Annotated in this window: 17 protein-coding genes and 5 tRNA genes; 17 read left to right on the plus strand and 5 right to left on the minus strand. The window is 64.1% G+C overall.

The genetic code is table 11. The annotated features are described in order from the left end of the window. Window positions 1–15 precede the first annotated feature (15 nt). Genes HHL14_RS03595 through HHL14_RS03610 form a run of 4 tightly spaced genes read left to right on the plus strand, consistent with a single transcriptional unit; the run spans window position 16 to window position 4,176 of the window. Entirely contained in the window at window positions 16–753 is a 738-nt protein-coding gene (locus tag HHL14_RS03595; RefSeq protein ID WP_169496180.1) for an ABC transporter ATP-binding protein, read from the plus strand. Continuing rightward, a complete protein-coding gene (locus HHL14_RS03600; protein ID WP_169496181.1) occupies window positions 753–1,979 on the plus strand; it encodes an ABC transporter permease in 1,227 nt (408 codons plus the stop codon). The genes HHL14_RS03595 and HHL14_RS03600 overlap by 1 nt, the downstream gene beginning before the upstream one ends. Before the next feature lie 43 nt (window positions 1,980–2,022). Beyond that, window positions 2,023–2,793 (plus strand): outer membrane lipoprotein-sorting protein, encoded by a 771-nt coding sequence (locus tag HHL14_RS03605; protein WP_169496182.1) that lies wholly within the window; start codon window positions 2,023–2,025, stop codon window positions 2,791–2,793. A 15-nt stretch (window positions 2,794–2,808) separates the two neighbouring features. Further along, on the plus strand, window positions 2,809–4,176 hold the full coding sequence (locus HHL14_RS03610; protein WP_206002161.1) for a hypothetical protein: 1,368 nt from the start codon (window positions 2,809–2,811) through the stop codon (window positions 4,174–4,176). A gap of 118 nt (window positions 4,177–4,294) precedes the next feature. On the opposite strand, the gene HHL14_RS03615 is transcribed toward HHL14_RS03610, so the two are convergent. The 3 genes from HHL14_RS03615 to HHL14_RS03625 form a co-directional block, all read right to left on the minus strand. Further along, window positions 4,295–5,479, minus strand: a complete 1,185-nt coding sequence (locus tag HHL14_RS03615; RefSeq protein ID WP_169496184.1) for a porin — start codon at window positions 5,477–5,479, stop codon at window positions 4,295–4,297. 141 nt (window positions 5,480–5,620) lie between these two features. Continuing rightward, window positions 5,621–8,056: a glycoside hydrolase family 31 protein gene (locus tag HHL14_RS03620; RefSeq protein WP_169496185.1), complete on the minus strand. Its 2,436-nt coding sequence runs from the start codon at window positions 8,054–8,056 to the stop codon at window positions 5,621–5,623. 20 nt (window positions 8,057–8,076) lie between these two features. Beyond that, on the minus strand, window positions 8,077–9,366 hold the full coding sequence (locus tag HHL14_RS03625; protein WP_169496186.1) for an MFS transporter: 1,290 nt from the start codon (window positions 9,364–9,366) through the stop codon (window positions 8,077–8,079). 497 nt (window positions 9,367–9,863) lie between these two features. On the opposite strand from HHL14_RS03625, the gene HHL14_RS03630 reads away from it, so the two are divergent. The 6 genes from HHL14_RS03630 (at window position 9,864) to HHL14_RS03655 (ending at window position 17,113) form a co-directional block, all read left to right on the plus strand. Continuing rightward, window positions 9,864–10,208, plus strand: coding sequence for a hypothetical protein (locus HHL14_RS03630; RefSeq protein ID WP_169496187.1), 345 nt, complete (start codon window positions 9,864–9,866; stop codon window positions 10,206–10,208). A 224-nt stretch (window positions 10,209–10,432) separates the two neighbouring features. Further along, complete coding sequence (locus tag HHL14_RS03635; protein ID WP_169496188.1) at window positions 10,433–12,394, plus strand: extracellular solute-binding protein; 1,962 nt, start codon at window positions 10,433–10,435, stop codon at window positions 12,392–12,394. Between the two features lie 126 nt (window positions 12,395–12,520). Further along, window positions 12,521–13,558: a microcin C ABC transporter permease YejB gene (locus HHL14_RS03640; protein ID WP_169496189.1), complete on the plus strand. Its 1,038-nt coding sequence runs from the start codon at window positions 12,521–12,523 to the stop codon at window positions 13,556–13,558. Continuing rightward, the gene (locus HHL14_RS03645; protein WP_169496190.1) at window positions 13,558–14,664 is read left to right on the plus strand and encodes an ABC transporter permease; all 1,107 of its coding nucleotides are present in this window, start codon (window positions 13,558–13,560) and stop codon (window positions 14,662–14,664) included. The genes HHL14_RS03640 and HHL14_RS03645 overlap by 1 nt, the downstream gene beginning before the upstream one ends. After that, the gene (locus HHL14_RS03650; RefSeq protein ID WP_169496191.1) at window positions 14,661–16,310 is read left to right on the plus strand and encodes an ABC transporter ATP-binding protein; all 1,650 of its coding nucleotides are present in this window, start codon (window positions 14,661–14,663) and stop codon (window positions 16,308–16,310) included. The genes HHL14_RS03645 and HHL14_RS03650 overlap by 4 nt, the downstream gene beginning before the upstream one ends. Before the next feature lie 137 nt (window positions 16,311–16,447). Then, window positions 16,448–17,113: a C40 family peptidase gene (locus tag HHL14_RS03655; protein WP_169496192.1), complete on the plus strand. Its 666-nt coding sequence runs from the start codon at window positions 16,448–16,450 to the stop codon at window positions 17,111–17,113. Between the two features lie 210 nt (window positions 17,114–17,323). Here the strand turns inward: HHL14_RS03655 and HHL14_RS03660 are convergent, their stop codons facing one another. Further along, window positions 17,324–18,208 carry a patatin-like phospholipase family protein gene (locus HHL14_RS03660; RefSeq protein ID WP_230412916.1) on the minus strand — a complete coding sequence of 295 codons (885 nt, stop codon included), beginning with the start codon at window positions 18,206–18,208 and terminating at the stop codon, window positions 17,324–17,326. Between the two features lie 751 nt (window positions 18,209–18,959). Between HHL14_RS03660 and gltX the strand changes: the two genes are divergently transcribed. The 7 genes from gltX to HHL14_RS03695 all read left to right on the plus strand — a co-directional run bounded on the left by gltX (window position 18,960) and on the right by HHL14_RS03695 (window position 21,981). Beyond that, window positions 18,960–20,369 carry a glutamate--tRNA ligase gene (gene gltX / locus HHL14_RS03665; RefSeq protein ID WP_169496194.1) on the plus strand — a complete coding sequence of 470 codons (1,410 nt, stop codon included), beginning with the start codon at window positions 18,960–18,962 and terminating at the stop codon, window positions 20,367–20,369. A gap of 158 nt (window positions 20,370–20,527) precedes the next feature. Next, window positions 20,528–20,603, plus strand: a tRNA-Ala gene (locus HHL14_RS03670). A gap of 184 nt (window positions 20,604–20,787) precedes the next feature. Next, window positions 20,788–20,863: transfer RNA gene (locus HHL14_RS03675), tRNA-Glu, on the plus strand. Between the two features lie 102 nt (window positions 20,864–20,965). Further along, a tRNA-Asp gene (locus HHL14_RS03680) sits at window positions 20,966–21,042 on the plus strand. 61 nt (window positions 21,043–21,103) lie between these two features. Next, window positions 21,104–21,179, plus strand: a tRNA-Glu gene (locus HHL14_RS03685). Between the two features lie 81 nt (window positions 21,180–21,260). Then, window positions 21,261–21,337, plus strand: a tRNA-Asp gene (locus HHL14_RS03690). Between the two features lie 179 nt (window positions 21,338–21,516). After that, window positions 21,517–21,981 (plus strand): GNAT family N-acetyltransferase, encoded by a 465-nt coding sequence (locus HHL14_RS03695; protein WP_169496195.1) that lies wholly within the window; start codon window positions 21,517–21,519, stop codon window positions 21,979–21,981. 78 nt (window positions 21,982–22,059) lie between these two features. Here HHL14_RS03695 and HHL14_RS03700 read toward each other — a convergent pair whose 3' ends face one another. After that, on the minus strand, window positions 22,060–22,962 hold the full coding sequence (locus HHL14_RS03700; RefSeq protein WP_169496196.1) for an AraC family transcriptional regulator: 903 nt from the start codon (window positions 22,960–22,962) through the stop codon (window positions 22,060–22,062). Window positions 22,963–22,982 lie beyond the last annotated feature (20 nt).

Below are 22,982 nucleotides of genomic sequence, written 5' to 3' on the forward strand. Positions count from 1 at the left end.
ACAATCAGGATATCTATGAGAACCGATTTGCAGGAGCCCGCGTTGCCGCACGTGGAGGACCCACCTTTCGCGCCGACGCACGCGAGCGTCGTGCGGCTGAAGGGCGTCAGCCGGACCTATGGCGAGGTGCACGCGCTGGCCGCCATCGATCTCGACGTCGCGGCGGGCGAGATGCTCGCGATCGTCGGGCCGTCCGGCAGCGGCAAGACCACGCTGCTGAATCTGATCGGCCTGCTCGACAAACCATCGACGGGCGAGATCGAAGTGCTCGGCGAGCCGACCTCGCGTCTCACGTCGACCGGTTACGCACGACGCCGCCAGGAATTGATCGGCTTCGTGTTCCAGAGCTACAACCTGATCCCGGTGCTGAGCGCGCTCGACAACGTGCTGTTGCCGCTGCGCCTCGCCGGCCGCACGAGCGCCGCGCAGAGCGCGCGGGCTCGTGAGCTGCTCGACGAAGTCGGCCTCGGCGGCCATCACCACAAGCGTCCCGAGCAGATGAGCGGCGGCCAGCGGCAGCGCGTCGCGATCGCGCGTGCGCTGATCGCGCAACCGCAACTGGTGATCGCCGACGAACCGACCGCGAGCCTCGACAGCGAAAACACCCACGCGGCGATGCAGCTGTTCCAGCGCCTGAACCGCACGCACGGCGTGACTTTCGTGTTCTCGACGCACGACGAGCGCGCGTTGCGCTATATGACCCGGTGCGTGCGTCTGAGCGACGGCCAGCTTCCCGCAGGAGATTCCCACTGATGCACGCGCTCCTTCTCGCACTCAAGAACGTATTTCGCAATCGCCGCCGCAGCTTCGTCACGCTCGCGGCGATCGCGTTCGGCCTGACCGCGATCAATCTGTTCAGCGGCTACATTTCCAACGTCTACAGCGGGCTCGAACAGCAGGCAGTGATGGGCGAACGTCTCGGACACCTGACGATCTTCCGGCGCGGCTTCCTGCTCGAAGGCAAGCTCGATCCGAAGCGCTATCTGTTCTCGCCGGACGACACTCGCAAGATCGAAGCGCTGATCCACAGCGAACCGGGCGCGAAGCTGGTGTCGCCGCGGCTGTCGCTGAACGGGCTGATCTCGAACGGCGAAGCATCGACGATCTTCATCGGCGAAGGCATCGTGCCGCAGCATAACGACATGCTCGGCGCCGGCGAAGCCGACGACGCGGGCGGCCGTCTCGATCCGAAGCACGACGCGGGCGTCGCGGTGTCGTCGGATCTCGCGAAGCTGCTGAACCTGAAGAAGGGCGATACGTTCAGCCTGCTCGCCTCGACGATGGACGGCCAGGCGAACGCGGTGGACGCGGACGTGGTCGACATCTTCAACACCGGCAGCGCCGGCACCAACGACAAGTACGTGCTCACCACGCTCGCGCTCGCGCAGACGCTGATGAACACGCAGTCGGTGGAACGCTTCGTCGTGCTGCTCGACGATGCCCGGCTGACCGACCAGGTGCGCAACGATCTCGCGCGCAAGCTGGCCGACGCGGGTTTCGGCGTCGAGATCAAGACGTGGCAGGAACTCTCGAGCTTCTACACCCAGGTCCGTCAGCTGTTCGACATGATCTTCTCGTTCATCGCGAGCATCGTGCTGGTGATTTCGGCGATGAGCGTCGCGAACACGATGTCGATGGCGGTGGTCGAACGTACCCGCGAAATCGGCACGCTGCGCGCGCTCGGGCTGACGAACGCGGGCGTGGTCAAGCTGTTCTCGCTCGAAGGGCTGTGGATCGCGCTGCTCGGCTGCGTGGCCGGCTTCGTGATTACCGTGATCGCGGCGTTGGCGATCAACGCGTCGGGGATCGGTTATATCCCGCCGAATTCGTCGTATCGCGTGTTGCTGCAGGTCGATCTCGACTGGCTGCGCATGACGGCGATCGCGCTCGCGGTGATCTTTTTCGCGGTGCTGTGCGCGGCCTGGCCGGCCTGGCGCGCAACCCGCATCGAGGTGGTCGACGCATTGAGTTTCGTCTGACGGTCGATCGATGTTTCCTTTTTCTTTGTCAGGTATCCAGAACATGCAACGTCTCAAACCCGTTAAATTTCTGAGCGCGTCGCTGCTCGTTGTCAGCGCGATGTTGTCGATTCATGCGGTTGCGGCGGACACGCCGAACGCGACCGAGATCGTCGCGGCGAGCGATCGCGCACGCGGCGGCGGCCTGAACGGCGTGCAATGGACGATCGATATCACCGGCCAGGACTCGAACGGCCCGATCGACAAACGCACGTACGTGGTGCGCGCGAGCGGCGACGACAGTCTCGCGCAGGCCACCTATCCGCCGCGCGAGGCGGGCAGCCGGCTGCTGCAGAACGGCCGCAGCATGTGGTTCGGCAAGGCGACGCTGACCAAGCCCGTGTCGATCTCGACGCGACAGAAGATGGTGGGCCCGGCGTCGAACGGCGACATCGCGTCGACCAACTACGCGAAGGACTACGACGCGACGATCCTGCGTACCGAGTCGGTGAACGGCGAGGACGCGTACGTGATCAACCTCGTCGCGAAGAGCAAGTTCGTCACCTATGACCGGATCGTCTACTACGTGTCGGTGGCGCGTCATGTGCCGCTGAAGGCGGAGTTCTACACGGTGTCCGGCAAGCTCTTCAAGACCGCGCAGTTCGAGATCGGCAACAAGCTCGATATCGACGGCAGCACGCAGCCGTTCGTCAGCAAGATGAGCATTCAGGACACGATCGACCGCTCGAATTACTCGGTGCTGCAGTACTCGGACGTGAAGACGCGCAAGTACGCCGCCGACACGTTCACGCTCGACGCGTTGAATCGTCCGTGACGGCGGGTTAGCGAGGTGATGCGTCGAAAAGCGAAGGGCCGGGCGCGTCGCGCGTCCGGCGAAACGGCGACGTTCGCGCTGCGCATGCTGCCGCTCGCGGTGCTCGGCTGGGCCGCGGCGATGGTGTCCGGCTCGGCTCGGGCCGCCGACGAGCACAGCGACGAATCGTCGAACTGGCTGTCGTTCGGCTATAACGTCCAGGCGTTGGGCTACGGCACGGGGACCGTGCTCAACAAGGAATCGCTCGTCAATCCGGGCAACCAGATTGCGAAAGTGCCTGAAATCGAGGGGCAAATCGATCCGCGGATCGATCTGACGCTGAAGGCCGGGCCGTGCTACGCGCAGTTGAAACCGCGTGGCTTTTTCGTCTGGCAGGGCAGCACGCCAGGCGAGAATCCGCGTACCTCGACCGACGGCTACCTGAACGAAGGCAGGCTGTCGTGCCGGATGCCGGGCGGCGTCACCGCGGAAGTGGGGCGTGGCGTGCTGCTATGGGGCAGCTCGATTCTGCTGTCGCCGAGCAATCCGTTTTTCGCGGAGACGGGCAAGACCAATCCGGTCAATGAAATGCTCGGGCGCGACTACGCGCGCGTGAGCGCGCAGCTGTCGTCCGCATGGAGCGTCGAGGCGATCGGCAATTTCCACGTCGATACACGCGATACGACGAAGGCCTATTTTTCGCCGGTCACGGCGCTCAAGGTCAACTGGACCGGCGAGGCGGTCAGCGCGAGCGCGCTCGCTTCGCATCGCGACGACGGCGTGAACCGGCTCGGCGCATACGGCACGTGGACCGTATCCGATGCGCTGCTGCTGTACGGCGACGGCTCGCTCGGCCAGGGCCGCAGCGCGCTCTTCGCGGAGCCGCAAGCCGGCGCGCCGGCGGGCTGGACGTTCGTGCAGAACCAGACGCGCGACAAGTCGTTGCGCGCGAGCGCGCTGCTGGGCGGCAGCTATACGCTGGCGTCCGGCTGGACCCAGACGCTGGAGCTGCTCTACAACGGCGACGGTTATTCGAGCGGCGAACGGCGCGCGTATCAGTCGGCGATTCAGGCCGCGAACGGCGCGCTTGGGATGGGCAACATCGCGGCGGCGGGTGTGCTGGGGCAGGCGCTCAATCCGCAGCAGAGTTTGCTCGGACGCCGCTACGCGCTGCTGCAACTGGGGCGCACGGACCTGTTCAACAAGCTCGACGTGACGCTGCGCTATACCCAGGCGTTCGATGCGCCGCGCGGCGGCAACGCGGCGGTGTCGCTGAATTACAAGGTGACGCCGAACGCGGAACTGTTTGCGTTCGCGCAGTGGAACGTCGGCAACTCGCAGTCGGAGTTCGTGCAGGTCGCGCGCTTTTCGATGATGAGCGGGCTGCACTACTACTGGAACTGACGGAACGGAGCGGCGGGGGATTGGAAGCTGAGGTGAGCTTCAATGAAGCTGAGCGCGTCTCGCGGCCGTGGCCCCGAGACGCGCTCATATTCCGGCACGATGCGGTGCTTGCGCTTCTTCAGAACGCGTGCCGCAGCCCGACCATACCGACGAACTGCGACGGCCCCGACGACGGCGTCGTGTTCTGCGAATCGCCGACTACCGCGACGGCGTCCGCGATGCTCACGCCGCTGCCCGCCGCGATCAGCGACTTGCCGCTCGCGCGCTGATACGCTTCGAGCGCATACAGCGTGGTGCGTGCCGACACGTTGTAGGTCTGTTCGAGCGAGATCTGGTGATAGTGCGCCGGATCGCTGATGCCGTTCGCCTTGCTCGCCTGCGTGAAGCTATAGCCGCCGCCGATCGTCACGGCCGGCGAGAACTTGTAGGTCGCGATCGCGCCGTAGGTGTTGAACACGGCCTTGTCGAAGAACAGCGAGCCGTGGCCCGGCGCGTACTGCACGTTCGAATAGTTCAACCCCACCATCAGATCACGCCAGATGTAGCGACCCGCCGCGGCGAACAGCTGCGCGCTGCGCGCGCTCGCATAGCCGTTGTTGACCGGCGAGTTGATCGCGAAGGTGCCGAGCGCGGCGCTCGTCGCGATGTCCTTCAGCTTCACGTAGCCTGCCGCGAGCGACACCGGCTGGTAGTCGTAGCGCAGCGCCGCGCTGAACACGCCGCCATTCGCGACGCTGCCCGGCACGCCGCCGAGACCGTATTGCGCGCTCGCTTGCAGACCAGCGATCACCGGCGATAGATAGGTGATCGAATTATTGAAGCGCAGCGTCGTGTCGAGCGCGTCGATATCGCCGGGGTGGGCGCCGGTAGCACCGGTCAATACGCCGGTCGGTCCGAGCGCGCCGACCATCTGGAAGTAGGGCGTGTACTGACGGCCGAGCGTGACGGTGCCGTAGCGGTCGTTGGCGAGGCCGACATAGGCCTGGCGATTGAACAGGTAGCCCGCGCTGCTTTGCGCGCCGGTCAGCGAATTGAAGCCGCTTTCGAGCCGGAAGATCGCTTTCGTGCCGCCGCCGAGATCTTCGGAGCCGAGGAAGCCGAACTTGCTCGCCTGCAGGTTGCCCTGGCTCATGTAGAAGTTCGAGTGGCCCTTCTGGTTGCTCACATAGGCGAACGCGTTGTCGACGACGCCGTACAGCGTGACGCTGCTTTGCGCCGACGCGCTGGCCGACCATGCGGCGCCGGCCAGCGGCAGGCAGCAGAGGACGAACGCGCGGCTGCGCGCGCGCTGGGTGGTTTTCATGATGGTGATGTCTCCGGGGGTGAGCGGCCCGGTTTTCCGGGCCGATACGGCTTATTGTTCGGTGCCTCGTAGGGTGCTTTGTAGGGGGCTTGGTAGCGAGTCCTGCTACTTCGATGTGTTGCCGCGTGCTGCTTTATTGCTTCACTGCGCCAGCGCGATCGTCAGGCAGCGCCAGCCGTCGGCGCTGTGATCGTCGACAAGCGTGCCGGTCTCGCAGACGATCGCGCGCGTTTCGTGCTGCGGCACGAACACGCGGACCTGCGGTTGCGCGTGCGGCATCCAGCGCGGACGTTCGAGCGTGACCCGCAATGTGTCGGCGTCGCCGCGCAGCACGACGTTCCAGCGACCTTGCGCGCCGTCGCGCCAGGCTTCGCTCTCGCCGTCGTCCTCGATCGAGCCGCCTTGCGCGACACCGTCGCCCGCATACGGCACCGCGATGAACGCGCGCTCGTCGGCGGGGCGGCCGAAGTGCTGTTCGGCGACGTTCAGCGGCACCACGCTGCCTTCGCGCAGCAGGAACACCGGGCGCTCGAACGGCGCGGGCAACGTGACGCTCTGGCCGCCGTCGAACGCTTCGCCGCTCCAGTACGAGACCCAGCGCGAGCCGGCCGGCAGATAGACCTCGCGCGTGCTCTGGCCCGGATCGACGACCGGCGCGACCAGCAGCGACGAGCCGAGCATCATGTCGTCGCCGTCGACGAGGCAGCGCGGATCGTGCGGAAACTCCGCGAACAGCGGCCGCAGCACCGGCTCGTACGCGCTATGCGATTGCCACAGCAACTCGTACAGATACGGAATCAACCGGTAGCGCAGCTTGATGAGGTCTGCCACCTGCTGCGTGACTTCGGGGTACATCCACGGTTCGTTGACGGTGCCGTCGTCGTTCCACGAGTGAATCGAAAAGCGCGGCAGGAAGATGCCGAACGCGACCCAGCGCGCGAACAGCTCCGGTCCCGGCGCCGGACCGGAGAAGCCGCCGATGTCGTGGCCGCTGTTCGACACGCCCGACATCGCGAGCCCGAGGCCCATCTTCAGATTGAAGCGCAGCGTTTCCCACGACGTGTAGTTGTCGCCCGACCACGTCTGCACGTAGCGGTGCATGCCGACGCCGCCCGAGCGCGACACGAGGAACGGGCGCGTTTGCGGCGCGTATTCGCGCTGTGCGTCGCGCGACGCACGCATCATCAGTTGCGTTTGCAGCACCTTCGCCTGCTGCGCGGGATACGGCTTGCCGAAGCCGCGCGCGATCGCGTCCGGCGTCCAGATCTCGAACTCGTTGTTGTCGTTCCACGTGGCCGCCATCCCGTACTGGAGCAGCGCATCCTTCACGCGCGCTTTCCACCAGTCGATCGTGGCCGGATTCGTGAAGTCGAGATACGCGCCGACTTCGTCCCAGAACTGCACCCACGCGGGGTCGCCATCTGCTGCTTCGATCAGCAGGCCGGCTTGCGCGACTTCGTCGAAGGCCGGATGGTCCTGCAGCAGACACGGCTTGATGTTCGGGCACAGGCGCACGCCGTGATCGAGGTAGCCCTGCACGAAGCCTTTGATGTCCGGAAACTTCTCGTGATTCCAGTTGAACACGTAGCGCTTCGGTCCGATCGACGTATAGCCCGACGACAGATGGAACGAATCGCACAGGATGTCGTGTTCGCGGCAGCGCTCGATGAATTCGCCCATCTGCTGCTGCGCGTTCGGCGCGTCGGTGTAGCTCATCGTCGAGCCGGAGTAGCCGAGGCCCCACTTCGGCATCCACGCGGGGCGGCCGGTGAGCCACGTGAAGCGACGCACCGCATGCAGCGGCGAGCCGGCCGACGCGATGAAGTAGTAGTCGAGATCGCCGTGCTCGGCGATGAAGTGGCGGTAGTGGCCGTGATAGTTATCGAGCTCGCGGCCCATGTCGAAGCGGCAGTCGGCGAGCGTGTCGTAGAAGAGGCCAAAGCCCGTCGACGTCTGCGGCTGCCACGTCACGTAGAACGGGATGTGCTTGTAGAGCGGGTCGGTGGTGCGCGCGTTGTAGCCCATCGCGTCGATGTTGCGCATCTCGTAGCTTTGCTGCGCGCGATCGAGCGAGCCGGCGCGTTCGCCGAGGCCCACAACCATTTCGTCGCGGCGACGCTCGACGTAGTGATAGACACGCGAGTCCCACCAGCCGAAGTTGTACGCCTGGGTCTTGCGGTCGCTCATCACGCGCTGCCACGCGCCGCCGTGCAGGATGTCCCACGAACAGGCGCCACCTTCGAGCGCGACGCTCACGCGCACGCGCGCCGTTTCGATCACGACGTGGCCAGCCGCTTCGGTCACCGTGAACGGCGGCGGTGTGAAGCCGCTCAGGTCGCGGCGCTCGCGGCCTTCGAGCGGCACGTCGTCGGTGCCGGGCGCGATCGCCCACGTGCGCGGGCCGCGCGTTTCGCCGTCCGGCAGCACCAGCACGCGGATGATGTCCTCGGCGAGCACGAACAGCTCGATGCGGCAATCCTGCTGCGCGCTCAGCACGACCGGGTTGGCCGCGGATTGGCCCGCGCGCGACGACAGCGCGAAGCGCGGCGGATGTTTGAGATTGATCGGTGAAGGCATGATGAGTCTTTCGTAGGAGGTCACGCAGCCGTGCTGCTGGCGTTGAGATCGGCGCGGCGCGCGCGACCGTGGCGCGGCACGCCGCGCATCAGGAAGATCAGGAGTGTGGCGCCGATGATGTCGAACGCGCCGAGCGCGCCGAACAGCGGCGTATAGCCGATCGAATCGGCGAGCGCGCCGACCATCAGCGAGAAACCGAGGCCGCCGATCCACGCGGCCATCCCCGCGAAGCCGGCGACGGTGCCGACTTCGCCCGGATCGAACACGTCGGCGGCGAGCGTGTTGACGAGCGCCGAGATCATCTGGTGCGCGAAGCCGCCCACGCAGAAGAGCGCGATGGCCTGATAGGGCGATGCAACGAGACCGATCGACGCCGGGCCGAGCATCATCAGCGCGCCGAGCACGACGCCTGAGATGCGCGACCAGATCAGCGGCACGCGAAAACGCTTCATCAGGAACGGCGACAGATAGCCGCCGAACAGCCCGCCCAGGTCGGCGGCGAGAAACGGCAGCCACGCGAACATCGCGATCTGCTTCAGATCCATATGCCGTTGCGTGGCGAGGTAGAGCGGAATCCAGAAGCTGAACGTTTGCCACGCCGGTTCGGCGAAAAAGCGCGCCTGCGCGATCGCCCAGAAGCGGCGCGTGCGCAGCACTTCGCGCACGCTCGCGCGGCGTGCGGCCGGCGGCGCCTGGCCTTCGACGATCGCGGTGCGCTCGGCGTCGCTCACGCGTTTATGTTCGGCGGGCGAGCGGTACAGCACGTACCACGCGGCGGCCCAGAAGAAGCCGAGCGCGCCGGTCACCGCGAACGCGCTCTGCCAGCCGTAGCGCAGCGACAGAAACACGACGAGCGGCGGCGCGAGCAGCGAGCCGAGCGAGGTGCCCGCATTGAAGTAGCCGACCGCGACCGATTTCTCGCGATCGGGAAACCATTCGGCGACCACCTTCATGCCGGCCGGAATCGCCACCGCTTCGGAGAGCCCCATGAAGCCGCGCAGCGCCGCGAGTGAAAACCAGCTGCCGGCGAAACCGTGGAACACGCCCGTCAGCGACCACAGGCAGGCGAACAGCGCGAAACCGAGCCGCAGGCCGATCAGGTCGATGATCAGGCCGCACACCGGCTGCATCACCGTGTAGCCGACCTGAAACGCGCCGACGACATACGAGTATTGCCGCGTGCTCATGTGCAGCAGCTTCATCAGCTCGGGCGCCATCACGCCGAGCGCGTTGCGCGACAGATAGTTGACGATCGTCCCCACGCACACGAGGGCGATGATCCACCAGCGCAATCCCTTGATCGTTTTCAAAATAGTCTCCGTGGCGTATCCCGGTTAGCGTTTGGCGAAGAGAAACTCGAGATGCGCGAATTCGAACATTTTTGGTTTTTCCAGCGGAAGTCATCCTACCACTTGGGATGTCGTCCGATATCAGGGAAAACCATGACAAATTCCTCTGTGTTGGTTGATTTAACGGGGAAATTTGATAGTGTCTAGCGGAGGTTATCGATGTGATCGGATGACTTGTCGGCGAAATAGTGGGAGTGAATTTTCTTTCGAACATGAAAATGTTCGTTTGTGCGAAGTGGTGATCGGCACGGCCGGCGGCTCGCGAGGCGCTGACGAACGGCGGCGCGCGGTAACGGTCGTTTCGACCGTTTTTAACGGAGGCCTGTCCGATGTAACCAGACGTTACGGTGCGGCCAGGTGAGCGATCTTCCGCATCAGTTCTTACAAAGTTGAAATACGTGCGCTGCTGCGTTGCGCTATATTTCCGCCAACAAAACATTCCTACCAAGGGTGAATCAATGAAGTCCACTCGTCTTGTTGCGCTTTTGCTCGGGGTGTCGACGTTGGCTGCATCGGGGGCAGCGATGGCCGGTCTGAACGTCGGCGTCAATATCGGCATTCCCGCGCCGGTCTACGTCGCACCGGCTCCGGTCTATGCACCGCCGCCGCCTCCGCCGCCGCCCGTCGTCTATCAGCCGGCGCCCGTGTACTACGGCGGTCCGCAAGTCGTGATCGGCTGGCATGGCGACCGTTACTGGGACGGCCATCGCTACTGGGCCCGCGACGACTGGTATCGCCACCACCCGCCGGGCCGCGGCAACTACGCGCGCGACCATTACGACAATCGTCGCGGCTGGCATTAAGAGTCAGAGCGTCGCTCGCGACGCGCGCGACATGCGGCGCTGGAATGCGCCGCAAGTGCGCCGCAGCGAAAAAACCGCCCCACGGGGCGGTTTTTGTTTGTGCCGAAGCGTTGACGCGTGAGCTTGCCGGTGACGCATTTCGTCGCACCGACAGGGCGGGGCGAGCGGATTAATTGGGTAGAATCCCCTCACATCGCCACTGCCTCTTCACCAGCACGACCTCTATGATCATTGGCTCGCGACGGGTTTCAACCACGGCTGCACCTCGACACAGCGTGATCCATCGACCCTTGCGCGCCGCGCTGGCCGCCACGCTCGCCACCGCGTTGTCCACCTTGCTGGCCTGCGCGAGTCTGCTGGCCTCGCTGCCCGCGCACGCGGCGCATGCGATCGCGCAATACGGCGAGCCGAAATACCCGGCGGGCTTCGCGCACTTCGACTACGTGAATCCCGACGCGCCCAAGGGCGGCACGCTGGTGCTCGCGAACCCGAGCCGTCTGACGAGCTTCGACAAGTTCAACCCGTTCACGCTGCGCGGCAACGCGGCGCCGGGACTCGAGCTGATGTTCGAGAGCCTCGCGGTCGGCAGCGCCGACGAAGTCGCGACGGTGTACGGGCTGCTCGCCGACGACATCGTCGTCGCGCCCGATGGCCTGTCGGTCACGTTCCACATCAATCCGCGCGCGCGCTTTTCGAACGGCGACCCCGTCACCGCCGACGACGTCAAGTTCTCGCTCGACACGCTGAAAAGCCCGCGGGCCGCGCCGCAATACGCATCGATTTTCAGCGGGATCAAGCGCGCGGTCGTCGTCGATCCGCGCACGGTGCGCTTCGAGTTCGTCGAGCGCAATCGCGAACTGCCGCTGCTCGCGGGCAGCATGCCGGTGTTCTCGCGCAAGTGGGGCATGAAGCCCGACGGCAGCCGCATTCCGTTCGACCAGCTCGCGTTCGAAAAGCCGATCGGCAGCGGTCCGTATCTGATCGAGAGCTACGACAACGGCCGCAACATCGCCTTCAAACGCGACCCGAATTACTGGGGCGCCGAACTGCCGGTGCGCGTCGGCATGAACAACTTCGACCGCATCGTCTACAAACTGTATGCCGATAACGTCGCGCGGCTCGAGGCGTTCAAGGCCGGCGAGTACGACGCGCTGGTCGAGTACATCGCGCGCAACTGGGTGCGGCGCGACGTCGGCAAGAAGTTCGACAGCGGTGAGCTGATCAAGCGCGTCTTCCCGCAGCACAACGGCACCGGCATGCAGGGCTTCATCCTGAACACGCGTCGGCCGCTCTTTCAGGACGTGCGCGTGCGCCGCGCCCTCGATCTCGCGCTGGACTTCCAGTGGCTGAACCGGCAGCTGTTCTTCAATCAGTACACGCGCATCGACAGCTATTTCGCCAACACCGAATGGCAGGCGAAGGGGCTGCCGTCGCCGGGCGAACTCGCGCTGCTCGAACCGTTTCGCGGACAACTCGACCCGGCCGTATTCGGCGCGCTGCCGAAGCAGCCCGACACCGATCCGCCCGGTTCGCTGCGCGCCAATCTGCTGCAGGCGCGCGATCTGTTGCAGCAGGCCGGCTGGACCTATCGCGACGGCGCGTTGCGCAACGACAAGGGCGAGCCGTTCCGCTTCGAGATTCTCGACGATTCCGGCTCGGCCGGCGCGATGGAGCCGATTGTCGCGACCTTTACGCGCAATCTGCAGAAGCTCGGCATCACCGCGACGTTTCGCGCCGCCGATTACGCGGTCTATCAGAAGCGGCTCGATGCCTTCGATTTCGACGTGACGACGATTCGCATGCCCGACGTGCAGGTACCCGGTCAGGAGCAGGTCAATCGCTTCGGCAGCAAGGCCGCGGACACGCCCGGTTCGGACAACGCGATCGGCGTGAAGTCGCCGGCGGTCGATGCGGTGCTCAACGCGCTCGTGCATGCGCAGACGCGCGAGCAGTTGTCCGACGCCGCGCATGCGCTCGACCGTCTGCTGATGCATGGCTACTATGTGGTGCCGCACTGGTACAGCGGCACGCATCGGGTCGCGTTCAAGCGCGGACTCGCGTGGCCGAAAACCTTGCCGCTGTACTATGGCGCGGAAGGCTGGATCACGTCGATGTGGTGGTACGAAGCGCCGGATGCATCGACGCCGGCCGCGGGTAAGGTGCCAAATAAGGCGCCAAAATCGTAGCGATGTTGGCGCACTAAACGACACCGCGCGACACCGCGCCGATGCCATGTTGCTGCATAGCCCGCTCATCGACGATTCACGACTAACCCTCGCTCACGCCAACGCCTTCGCACCGGAACACCGCCTATGTGGAGCTACATCCTCAAACGTCTGCTGCTGATGATCCCGACGCTGCTCGGCGTGCTGACGCTGACTTTCGCCGTGATCCAGTTCGTGCCGGGCGGTCCCGTCGAACAGATGCAGCACGAACTGCGCAAGGGCGCCGAAGGCGCGTCGCCGTTCGGCCTGCGCGCGCATAGCGGCGTCGACGCGCAACAGCTCGCGCAACTGAAGCAGCTGTACGGTTTCGACAAACCGCCGCTCGAACGCTATGTGCTGATGCTCAAGCGTTTCGCGAGCTTCGACCTCGGCCAGAGCTATTTCCGTCATCAGAGCGTGTGGTCGCTGATCGTCTCGAAGCTGCCGGTGTCGATCAGTATCGGCTTATGGACGTTCTTTCTCACCTATCTGATATCGGTGCCGCTCGGCATTGCGAAGGCGGTGCGCAACGGCTCGCACTTCGACATCGCGACGAGTCTGATCGTGCTGATCGGCTACGCGATTCCCGGCTTCGTGCTCGGCGTGCTGCTGCTCGTGCTGTTCGGCGGCGGCACGTTCCTGCAGCTGTTTCCGCTGCGCAACCTCACGTCGGATAACTGGGACCAGCTGAGCGTGGCCGGCAAGATCCTCGACTATCTGTGGCATATCACGCTGCCGGTTACCGCGTCGGTGGTCGGCAGCTTCGCGGTCGTCACGATGCTGACCAAGAACGCGTTTCTCGACGAGATCCGCAAGCAGTACGTGCTGACCGCGCGCGCGAAGGGGTTGTCGGAAAAACGCGTGCTGTGGAAGCACGTGTTCCGCAATGCGCTGCTGCCGCTGATCGTCGGTTTTCCGGCCGCGTTTATCGGCGCGTTCTTCACCGGCAGTCTGCTGATCGAAACGCTGTTTTCGCTCGACGGCCTCGGGCTGCTGTCGTATGAATCGGTGATGCGGCGCGACTATCCGGTCGTGCTCGGCACGCTGTATGTGTTCACGCTGATCGGTCTCGTGACCAAGCTGATCTCCGACCTGTGCTACGTGTGGGTCGATCCCCGCATCCAATTCGAACAACTGGAGCGCTGATGAATCGAGCCCGCCTTTCCGCCGATGCGGCGGCGCGCACCGAACCCGCGCGCGCGCTGGTGTCGCCGACGCCCGCGCGCCGTGTATGGCTGCGCTTTCGCCAGCAGCGGCTTGGCTACTGGAGCCTGATCGTGTTCGTGGTCGCGTTCGCGGCGAGCCTCGCGGCGCCGCTGTGGTCGAACGACAAACCGCTGGTGGTGCGCTACGACGGCCACCTGTATTTCCCGCTGTTCAAGGACTACGCGGAGACCACCTTCGGCGGCGACTTCCCGACGCCGGCCGACTATCTCGATCCGTATATCAAGCATCGTTTCGACGCGCCGGGCAACTTCGCGCTGTATCCGCCGAACCGTTACTACTACGACACGCTGAACTATTTCTCGAAGGTGCCGAATCCGGCGCCGCCGTCGCGCGAGAACTGGCTCGGCACCGACGACCGCGGCCGCGATCTGTTCGCGCGGCTGCTCTACGGCTTTCGCGTGTCGGTGGAGTTCGGTCTCGTGCTGACGTTCATCGGCACGATTCTCGGCATTGCGGCGGGTGCCGTGCAAGGTTACTTCGGAGGGCGAACCGATATCATCGGGCAGCGGTTGATCGAAATCTGGAGCGCGATGCCCGAGCTGTATCTGCTGATCATCTTCTCGGCGATCTTCGAGCCGGGTTTCATTCTGCTGATCGTGCTGCTGTCGCTATTCGGCTGGATCGGCCTGTCCGATTACGTGCGCGCGGAATTTTTGCGCAATCGCCAGCAGGACTATGTGCGCGCCGCGCGCGCGATGGGGCTGTCGAACTGGCAGATCATGTGGCGCCACGTGCTGCCTAACAGCCTGACGCCGGTGATCACGTTTCTGCCGTTCCGCATGAGCGGCTCGATCCTCGCGCTGACGAGCCTCGACTTTCTCGGTCTCGGCGTGCCGCCGCCGACGCCGAGCCTTGGCGAACTGCTCGCGCAAGGCAAGGCGAATCTCGACGCGTGGTGGATCTCGATGTCGACGTTCGGCGTGCTGGTCGCGATGCTATTGCTGCTGACCTTTATGGGCGACGCGCTGCGCAATGCGCTCGACACGCGCATCTCCGATGCGATGCGCGCGGGAGGCAATCAATGAGCGCGGCATCGCATATCACGCAGACGAATCAGCCGAAACAACAGCGTACGGACGCGCCGCTGCTCGAACTCGACCACCTGCACGTCACGTTCGGCGACACGGTCGCGGTGAACGACGTTTCGCTCGCGATCGCGCGCGGCGAGCGGGTCGCGCTGGTCGGCGAATCCGGCTCGGGCAAGAGCGTGACCGCGCTGTCGGTGCTGCGCCTGCTCAGCGATGCGCAGGTGAGCGGTGCGATCCGCTTCGACGGCGAGGATCTGCTCGCGAAGAGCGAACGACAGATGCGCGGCCTGCGCGGCTCGGACATCGCGATGATCTTCCAGGAGCCGATGACCGCGCTCAACCCGCTGTATACAGTCGGCGACCAGATTGCCGAGACCATCGTCACGCACGACGGCGTGAGCGTGCACGAAGCGGCGAAGCGCGCGGTCGAATTGCTCGCGCGCACCGGCATCACCGAGCCGGGCCAGCGCGTGAACAGCTATCCGCATCAGCTGTCGGGCGGCCAGCGCCAGCGCGCGATGATCGCGATGGCGCTCGCGTGCCGGCCGCGTCTGTTGCTCGCCGACGAACCGACCACCGCGCTCGACGTGACGATCCGCGCGCAGATCGTCGAGTTGCTGCTCGAACTGCAGCGCGACGAAGCGCAAAAGCGCGGCATGGCGGTGCTGCTGATCACGCACGACCTGAATCTGGTACGCCACTTCGCGCAGCGCGTCGCGGTGATGGAGCGCGGCGTGCTGGTCGAGACCGGGCTGGTCGAACAGGTGTTCGAGACGCCGAGCCATCCTTATACGCAGCGCCTGCTCGCGAGCCGGCCACAGCGTACGGTCGTGCCGGTGCTGCCGATTGCTCCGGTATTGCTCGAAGCGCGCGATGTGTCGGTGGACTTCAGGACGAAGCTGCCGGGCCTGCGCGGCTGGTTCAACGCGGGGCGGTTTCGCGCGGTCGAACAGGCGAGCGTGTCGGTGCGGCAGGGCGAGACGCTCGGCATCGTCGGCGAATCGGGCTCGGGCAAGTCGACGCTCGCGATGGCGTTGCTCGGTCTGCAACGCATCGCGCACGGCGAGATCGAGTTTCAGGGCAGGGCGCTCGGCAGCTATCGCGGCACCGAAAAGACCGCGTTGCGCTCGAACATGCAGGTCGTCTTTCAGGATCCTTTTAGTTCACTTTCGCCGCGGCAGACGATCGAACGGATCGTCGGCGAGGGGCTCGCGCTGCATCGGCCGCAGATGAGCCGCGAGGCGCGCCGCGACAAGGTGCTCGCGGTGCTGCGCGAAGTCGGCATCGACCGGACCGCGCTGTATCGCTATCCGCACGAGTTTTCCGGCGGCCAGCGTCAGCGCATCGCGATCGCCCGCGCGCTGGTGCTGGAGCCGCGCGTGCTGATCCTCGACGAACCGACCAGCGCGCTCGACGTATCGATCCAGCAGCAGGTGCTCAAACTGCTGACCGGTTTGCAGCACAAATACAATCTCGGCTTCGTATTTATTAGCCACGACCTGGAGGTGATCGGGGCGATGGCGCACCGTGTCGTGGTGATGCAAAACGGATCGATCGTCGAAGCCGGGGAGGTCGAGAAGATTTTTGCGATGCCGTCGCATCCTTACACACGAAAGCTGCTGAAAGCGGCGCTTGATCGTTGATTTTTCACCCATTCACCAATTGGGTGCTCATCTCGATTGATTTTTTCTATTCCTTTTGACACACAAATACTTACTGGCTAGTATCGAGCAAACTTTTTTTCGCAGTCCACTGATTTTCAGGCAAAAACTTCCGACCAATGCAGCACAGAACCCTTACCCAGGCTTGCACGCGCGTCGTCGCCGGGATGTTCATTGGCGTCTTGATGGCAGCAGCTCCCGGCGCGTTCGCCGACGAAGTAAGCAGTTTCAATCAAAATGCCTCGTATTCGACCAACTCCGGGTCGAATTCTCTCTCCCTCTCCACTGCCCAAACCCCGGCTGCCGACAGCGATAGCGGCGGCGCGAGGTCGTTTCTTTCCGGCATGGCCGGCAAGGCTGGCGACGTGGTGGTCGGCGCGCTGAACATGATTGGCGTGCGCTACCGGTGGGGCGGTAATACGCCGGATTCCGGGCTCGATTGCAGCGGTTTCGTGCGCTACGTGTTCCAGGACACGCTGGGCCTCGCGCTGCCGCGTCGCGCTGAGGAAATGAGCCGGATGGGCGAGAAGGTGCGCGTGAGCGAGCTGAAGCCGGGCGATCTGGTCTTTTTCAATACGATGCGCCGTACGTTCTCGCACGTTGGCATCTATATCGGCGACAACAAGTTCGTGCACTCGCCGTCCACGGGCAGCACGATCCGCGTCGACGACATGGATGACGGCTACTGGGAAAAGCGTTTCACCGGCGCGCGCCGGATCGAGGCCTCGTATCAGGCCGACGATCTGCGCAAGCGCGTGAACGCGACGATCGGCGGGAATAACTGATTCCGGTCTGATATCGCGACGCGATAGCGACAAAAAAAGCCTGCTTCATCGAAGCAGGCTTTTTGTATTGGGCGTCCGTATTTTTGCGATGCGGATGCGGTGTGACGTGGTGTGAAGTGACCGTGGGCTGCCGCAGCGAAAATACCACAGCGACACAGCAGGAAACGCAGCACCATGCGCACGCGGCCCGTTTCCCGTCGCCTGAGCGACTTACGCCCCCATCCGCCGCGCGGTCAGCTTGCGCTGCAACTCCGGCATCATCCGCGCGACCGCTTCCTCGCCGGCGAGAATCGCCGCATTGCGCTGCGAGAAGTCGCTGCCGCTCATCGCCGCGAGATTCGGCCGGATCACGACGTCGGCGTACTTGTCGAGCTCGTAGGCCTTGATGGTCTGGCCCATGATCGTGAAGGTCTGCATCAGCACGTCGAACGAACTGCTGGTCACGCCGGTTTCCGGGCGCTGCGAGATATCGACCGCGATCACGAAATCCGCGCCCATCTTGCGCGCGAACGAGGCCGGCACCGGGCTCACGAGACCGCCATCCACATACTCGTGGCCGCCGATCTTCACCGGCTCGAAAATCGACGGCACGCTGCACGACGCGCGCACCGCAATGCCGGTATTACCGCGCTGGAACAGGATCGGCTGACCGGTTTGCAGGTCGGTCGCGACGACGCCGAGCGGCTTGGCCATTTTCTCGATCGGACGGTTGCTCAGCGTGGTGTTCAGATAGTTTTGCAGCGCCACGCCTTGCAGCAGGCCGCGCGTGCGGAACGGCATTGCCCAGTCGCTGATCGAGGCTTCGTCCATCGAAAGCGCGAGCTTGTTCAGCGCGAAGCCGTTCATGCCCGACGCGTACAGCGCGCCGACCACGGAGCCCGCGCTGGTACCGACGACGAGATCGATCTGGATGTTGCGCGCCTCGAGCGCCTTGATCACGCCGATGTGCGCGAAGCCGCGCGCGGCGCCGCCGCCGAGCGCGAGCGCGACGCGCACCGGCTTCTGCGGCGCTTTTTCAGGCGGAGGCGTGGTGGGCGTGGCCGTGATCGGCGCGCCGTCGAGTTTGCCGCCGGTCGTGGTGCAGGCGGCGAGCATCGCGGAGGCGGCGGCCAGCGAGAAGTGGCGGCGGCTCAAACGGGGGGATGAGCCGGGTGACGAGGGTGGTGACGAGGGTTTCAACGAATTCTCCAGCAACGGCGCGGGCGACGCAGTCGGCGTCGCGCGGACCGCGATCAGGCCGAGGTCAAACGAAACGGATCGCCGGCGGCGATTCCGCGCGCCGGGGCCGGTGTCCGGTCGAGGTTCGACCCGAGCCTTGCCGCAGCGCGCGCACATCATAAAGCAAAGGTTCGGCTCGCACGCCCGGCTGTAATGAAACGTTGCAGAGGAAGTATTCGATACGGCCGGAGCCCGTGCGACGCTTTTGCGAGACGATTGCGCGGCTCGGCACGTGCGTAGGCATGGGCTCGGCCCTATGCGATAAAGCATGAGCGTCGTGAAGCTGCTCGTCCCGCTTGCGTGCCGGTCGCGGCAGATGTGCTCCAGCGTGTGCGTCCGGAGTTTGCGGCAATTCGTCGTGCCGGAATGAGCAGGCGAGTGCCGTCGATGCGCTCCTGCCGTCTCTCGTCGATGCCGCGCCAGCATCGTTTGTCGATGCGTCCCAAGCCATTGTCCCAGGCCATTCGGACGAGGGCGGCAACCCGCGTGCGAAAGGTATAATTCGGCTCTTGCACTTATTTCCCTCGTGTCCATGCGCGGCCTCGCGCGCAGCATGGGCACGCTTCGCTGCCGCGCTTCGCGGACCTGTCGGTCCGGGCGCCGGCGCCTGTTTTCCGAGTAACCGCTAATGACCACCTCCGTTCGTACCCGTTTCGCACCGAGTCCCACCGGCTTCATCCACCTGGGCAACATCCGCTCCGCGCTGTATCCGTGGGCGTTCGCGCGCAAGATGAAAGGGACCTTCGTGCTGCGGGTCGAGGACACCGACCTCGAGCGCTCGTCGACCGAATCGGTCGACGCGATTCTCGAAGGCATGGCATGGCTCGGCCTCGATTACGACGAAGGCCCGTTCTACCAGATGCAGCGAATGGACCGTTATCGCGAAGTGCTCAAGCAGATGCAGGACGCGGGGCTCGTCTACCCGTGCTACATGTCGACCGAAGAACTCGACGCACTGCGCGAGCGCCAGCGCGAAGCGGGCGAAAAGCCGCGTTACGACGGCACGTGGCGCCCGGAGCCGGGCAAGGTGCTGCCGCAGCCGCCCGAAGGCGTGAAGCCGGTGCTGCGCTTTCGCAATCCGTTCTCCGGCGTAGTCGCATGGGACGACGCGGTCAAAGGCCGGATCGAAATCTCGAACGAAGAACTCGACGACCTCGTGATCGCGCGCCCGGACGGCACGCCGACGTATAACTTCTGCGTGGTCGTCGACGATCTCGACATGCGCATTACGCACGTGATTCGCGGCGACGATCACGTGAACAACACACCGCGCCAGATCAACATCCTGCGTGCGCTCGGCGGCGAGCCGCCGGTTTATGCGCACCTGCCGACCGTGCTGAACGAGCAGGGCGAGAAGATGAGCAAGCGCCACGGCGCGATGAGCGTGATGGGTTATCGCGACGCGGGCTTCCTGCCGGAAGCGGTCGTCAACTATCTGGCGCGCCTCGGCTGGTCGCATGGCGACGCGGAGATTTTCACGCGCGAGCAGTTCGTCGAATGGTTCGACCTCGAGCATCTCGGCAAGTCGCCGGCGCAGTATGACCACGACAAGCTGAACTGGCTCAACGCGCACTACATCAAGGAAGCGGACAACGCGCGCCTCGCCGAACTGGCGAAGCCGTTCTTTGCCGAGCTCGACATCGACGCGGCCACGCTCGCACAAGGCGCGGATCTGGTAGCGGTGGTGGGCCTGATGAAGGATCGCGCGTCGACGGTGAAGGAGATCGCGCAGAACGCCGCGATGTTCTATCGCACGCCGGCACCGGATGCCGAGTCGATTGCGCAGCACGTGACCGATGCGGTTCGTCCGGCGCTCGCCGAACTGGCCGCCGCGCTGAAGACGGTGGAGTGGAGCAAGGAAGCGATCGCTGCCGCATTGAAGGCGACGCTCGGCGCGCACAAGCTGAAGATGCCGCAACTGGCTATGCCGGTGCGTCTGCTGGTGGCGGGCACGACGCATACGCCGTCGATCGACAGCGTGCTGATGCTGTTCGGTCGCGATGTCGTGGTTAGCCGGATCGAAAAAGCGCTCGGCTAACCGGAGCATTCTGGAGTGCGCTCATGCGTGTGTTGATAGATGATTCACGCACGCATGAGAGGGTTTGCGTGTGGTCTGAAAAAATTCGCATGTAATTGCTCAAAGGGTATTTACAAAGCGCAAATCGCCCTCTAGAATCTCGTTTCTCTGATGTGCACGGGGGTATAGCTCAGCTGGGAGAGCGCTTGCATGGCATGCAAGAGGTCAGCGGTTCGATCCCGCTTACCTCCACCAACAGCAGAGTAAAGTGGTTGCGAAGTCTGGAAGTTGTAGTAAAAAAGACTTCACAAATCACTAAAATGTAGTTAAAATAGCGGTCTTCGCAGTTGGCGGTAAAACAACTCAGCGAATTAACTGAAAAGTTAGCGCAAAGTTGAAATAAGTCAGAAGCGAATAAAGACGGATCTGAAAAGATTTTGTCCCCTTCGTCTAGAGGCCTAGGACATCACCCTTTCACGGTGAGTACAGGGGTTCGAATCCCCTAGGGGACGCCAAACATCGGCGTTGCTTTAGTGTTCCGGTTAAATTCGGTTGGCAGTAAAGTGGTGCGGCTTGCAGAGAATTAACCGACGCTCGCAAGCAAGGGTGTAAAGACTGGAGTGGTAGTTCAGTCGGTTAGAATACCGGCCTGTCACGCCGGGGGTCGCGGGTTCGAGTCCCGTCCACTCCGCCAGACAAAGCCCGTTCATTCAAATCTGAACGGGCTTTTTCATTAAAGGTGTAAGCAGTACGTAGTCCCCTTCGTCTAGAGGCCTAGGACATCACCCTTTCACGGTGAGTACAGGGGTTCGAATCCCCTAGGGGACGCCAAAACATCGGCGTCGTTTGGTTGGAAGTTTGAACGGTGCAGCAGGTAAGCGGAATGACACCGCAAGCCGCGGTGCTAAATCTGGAGCGGTAGTTCAGTTGGTTAGAATACCGGCCTGTCACGCCGGGGGTCGCGGGTTCGAGTCCCGTCCGCTCCGCCAGATTTGAGAAAGCCCACTTCGAAAGAAGTGGGCTTTTTTTATTTCTGTCGCGCTTATTTCATGGTCCTGCGCGCTGCACGGTTTGTGCGTGCCCGTGGCGGAAGGCTCGGGACAAACAGCCATTGCCAGCGCGCGCGGGCTGCTTTACCGTTGATCCGGTTCATCCTCGTGGTTCCGCCATGTTCGATCCCACCGAAGCGCCGTCACCGTTCCATCTGCGCATGGCCAGCATGGACGATTTCGAGTTCGCCGAAGCGCTGACGCGCAATAACATGGGTGGCTACTATCGCCGTCATCATCTGATGTGGCGCAGCGATCTGTTTCTCGGCAGCTGGCGCGAGTCGGAGAATTTTATTCTCGAAGTGGATGGCGTGCCGATGGGCGTGCTGCGCATCACGGAAGAGGGCGATTCGCTGCATATCCGTGACGTGCAAATTGCCGATGGATATCGGCGGCTCGGCGCGGGGACCTTTCTGCTCGATATCTCGCATCAATGGGCGCGTGAACGCGGGCTGCACGAACTGCAACTGCGCGTGTTCGTCGACAATCCCGCGGCGCGGCTGTATCAGCGCAAGGGATACAGGCTCGCCGGGCCGAGGCTCGCGCAGCTCGGGGCGATCCGTCATCTGGCACGGCGAGTGTGAGGTGAACTGGCGGTGCGCCGATGGCGGCCGCTTCACGTCATGACTGGCATGAGCTACGCGTCATAACGCTGCCGTCATTTAGCGCCCGGCAATATCCGCCGCATCCGCGCGCTCATCCCGCGTCGTTTCCTCATCCGTTTGCCCGGCATCGGGTTCGCCGTTTTCCGCGCGATGCTCGGCACCGCGCTCGATGAACGCCCGCGGACTCGCGCCGAACGCGCGCCGGAACATCGCCGAAAACGCACTCTGGCTCCGATAGCCCAATTCCTGCGCCACATGCGACAGCGGTCGCCCCTGGCTCAGCAGCGGAATCGCGCGCGCGAGAATCGCCTGCTGACGCCATTGCGAAAAACTCACGCCAAGCTCCTGACGGAACAGGCGCGCGATCGTGCGCGTGCTCGCACCGACCGTCGATGCCCATTGTTCGAGCGATTCGCCATGCGTCGGGTCCGCGATCACCGCCTCGCAGAGTGCGCGCAAGCGCTTTTCCCTGGGCATCGGTACCGAAAGCGGCAGCGGCTCGGAGCGTGTCAGTTCATCGAGCGCGAGCGCGCCGAGCAAGCGCTCGCGCGCGGCGGACAGCCCGGCGATATCGAGCGCGGCAATCACTTCGCGCAGCAGGTTCGACACCTCGACCACGCGCGGCGTATCGAGCCCGGCCGGCACCGTGCTCTCGGTGATGTAGAGCGTGCGCAGATAGGCATCCTCGACGGCGACCACCTCGTGCGTCACGTGCGGCGGCAACCAGATCGCGCGCGACGGCGGCACCATCCACGTAGTGCCGGTCGTCGCGACCCGCAGCACGCCGCGCGACGCGTACGCGACCTGCGCCCACGCATGCGTATGCCGCGCGATGTGCGAACCGGCTGGCATCGGCCGCGAGCGCACGCGGATCGGGTGCGTGTCGTTCGGCGCGAACTCGGGCGGAATGTCGGCGAGGCGGATGCGGCTCGGCAGTTCGGAGTCGGCGGACGAAGTCATGGTGGTCAAGCTCGGTCGAG

Origin of the sequence: Paraburkholderia antibiotica (assembly GCF_012927125.1) — a bacterium.
In the GTDB taxonomy this organism is placed as follows: domain Bacteria; phylum Pseudomonadota; class Gammaproteobacteria; order Burkholderiales; family Burkholderiaceae; genus Paraburkholderia; species Paraburkholderia antibiotica.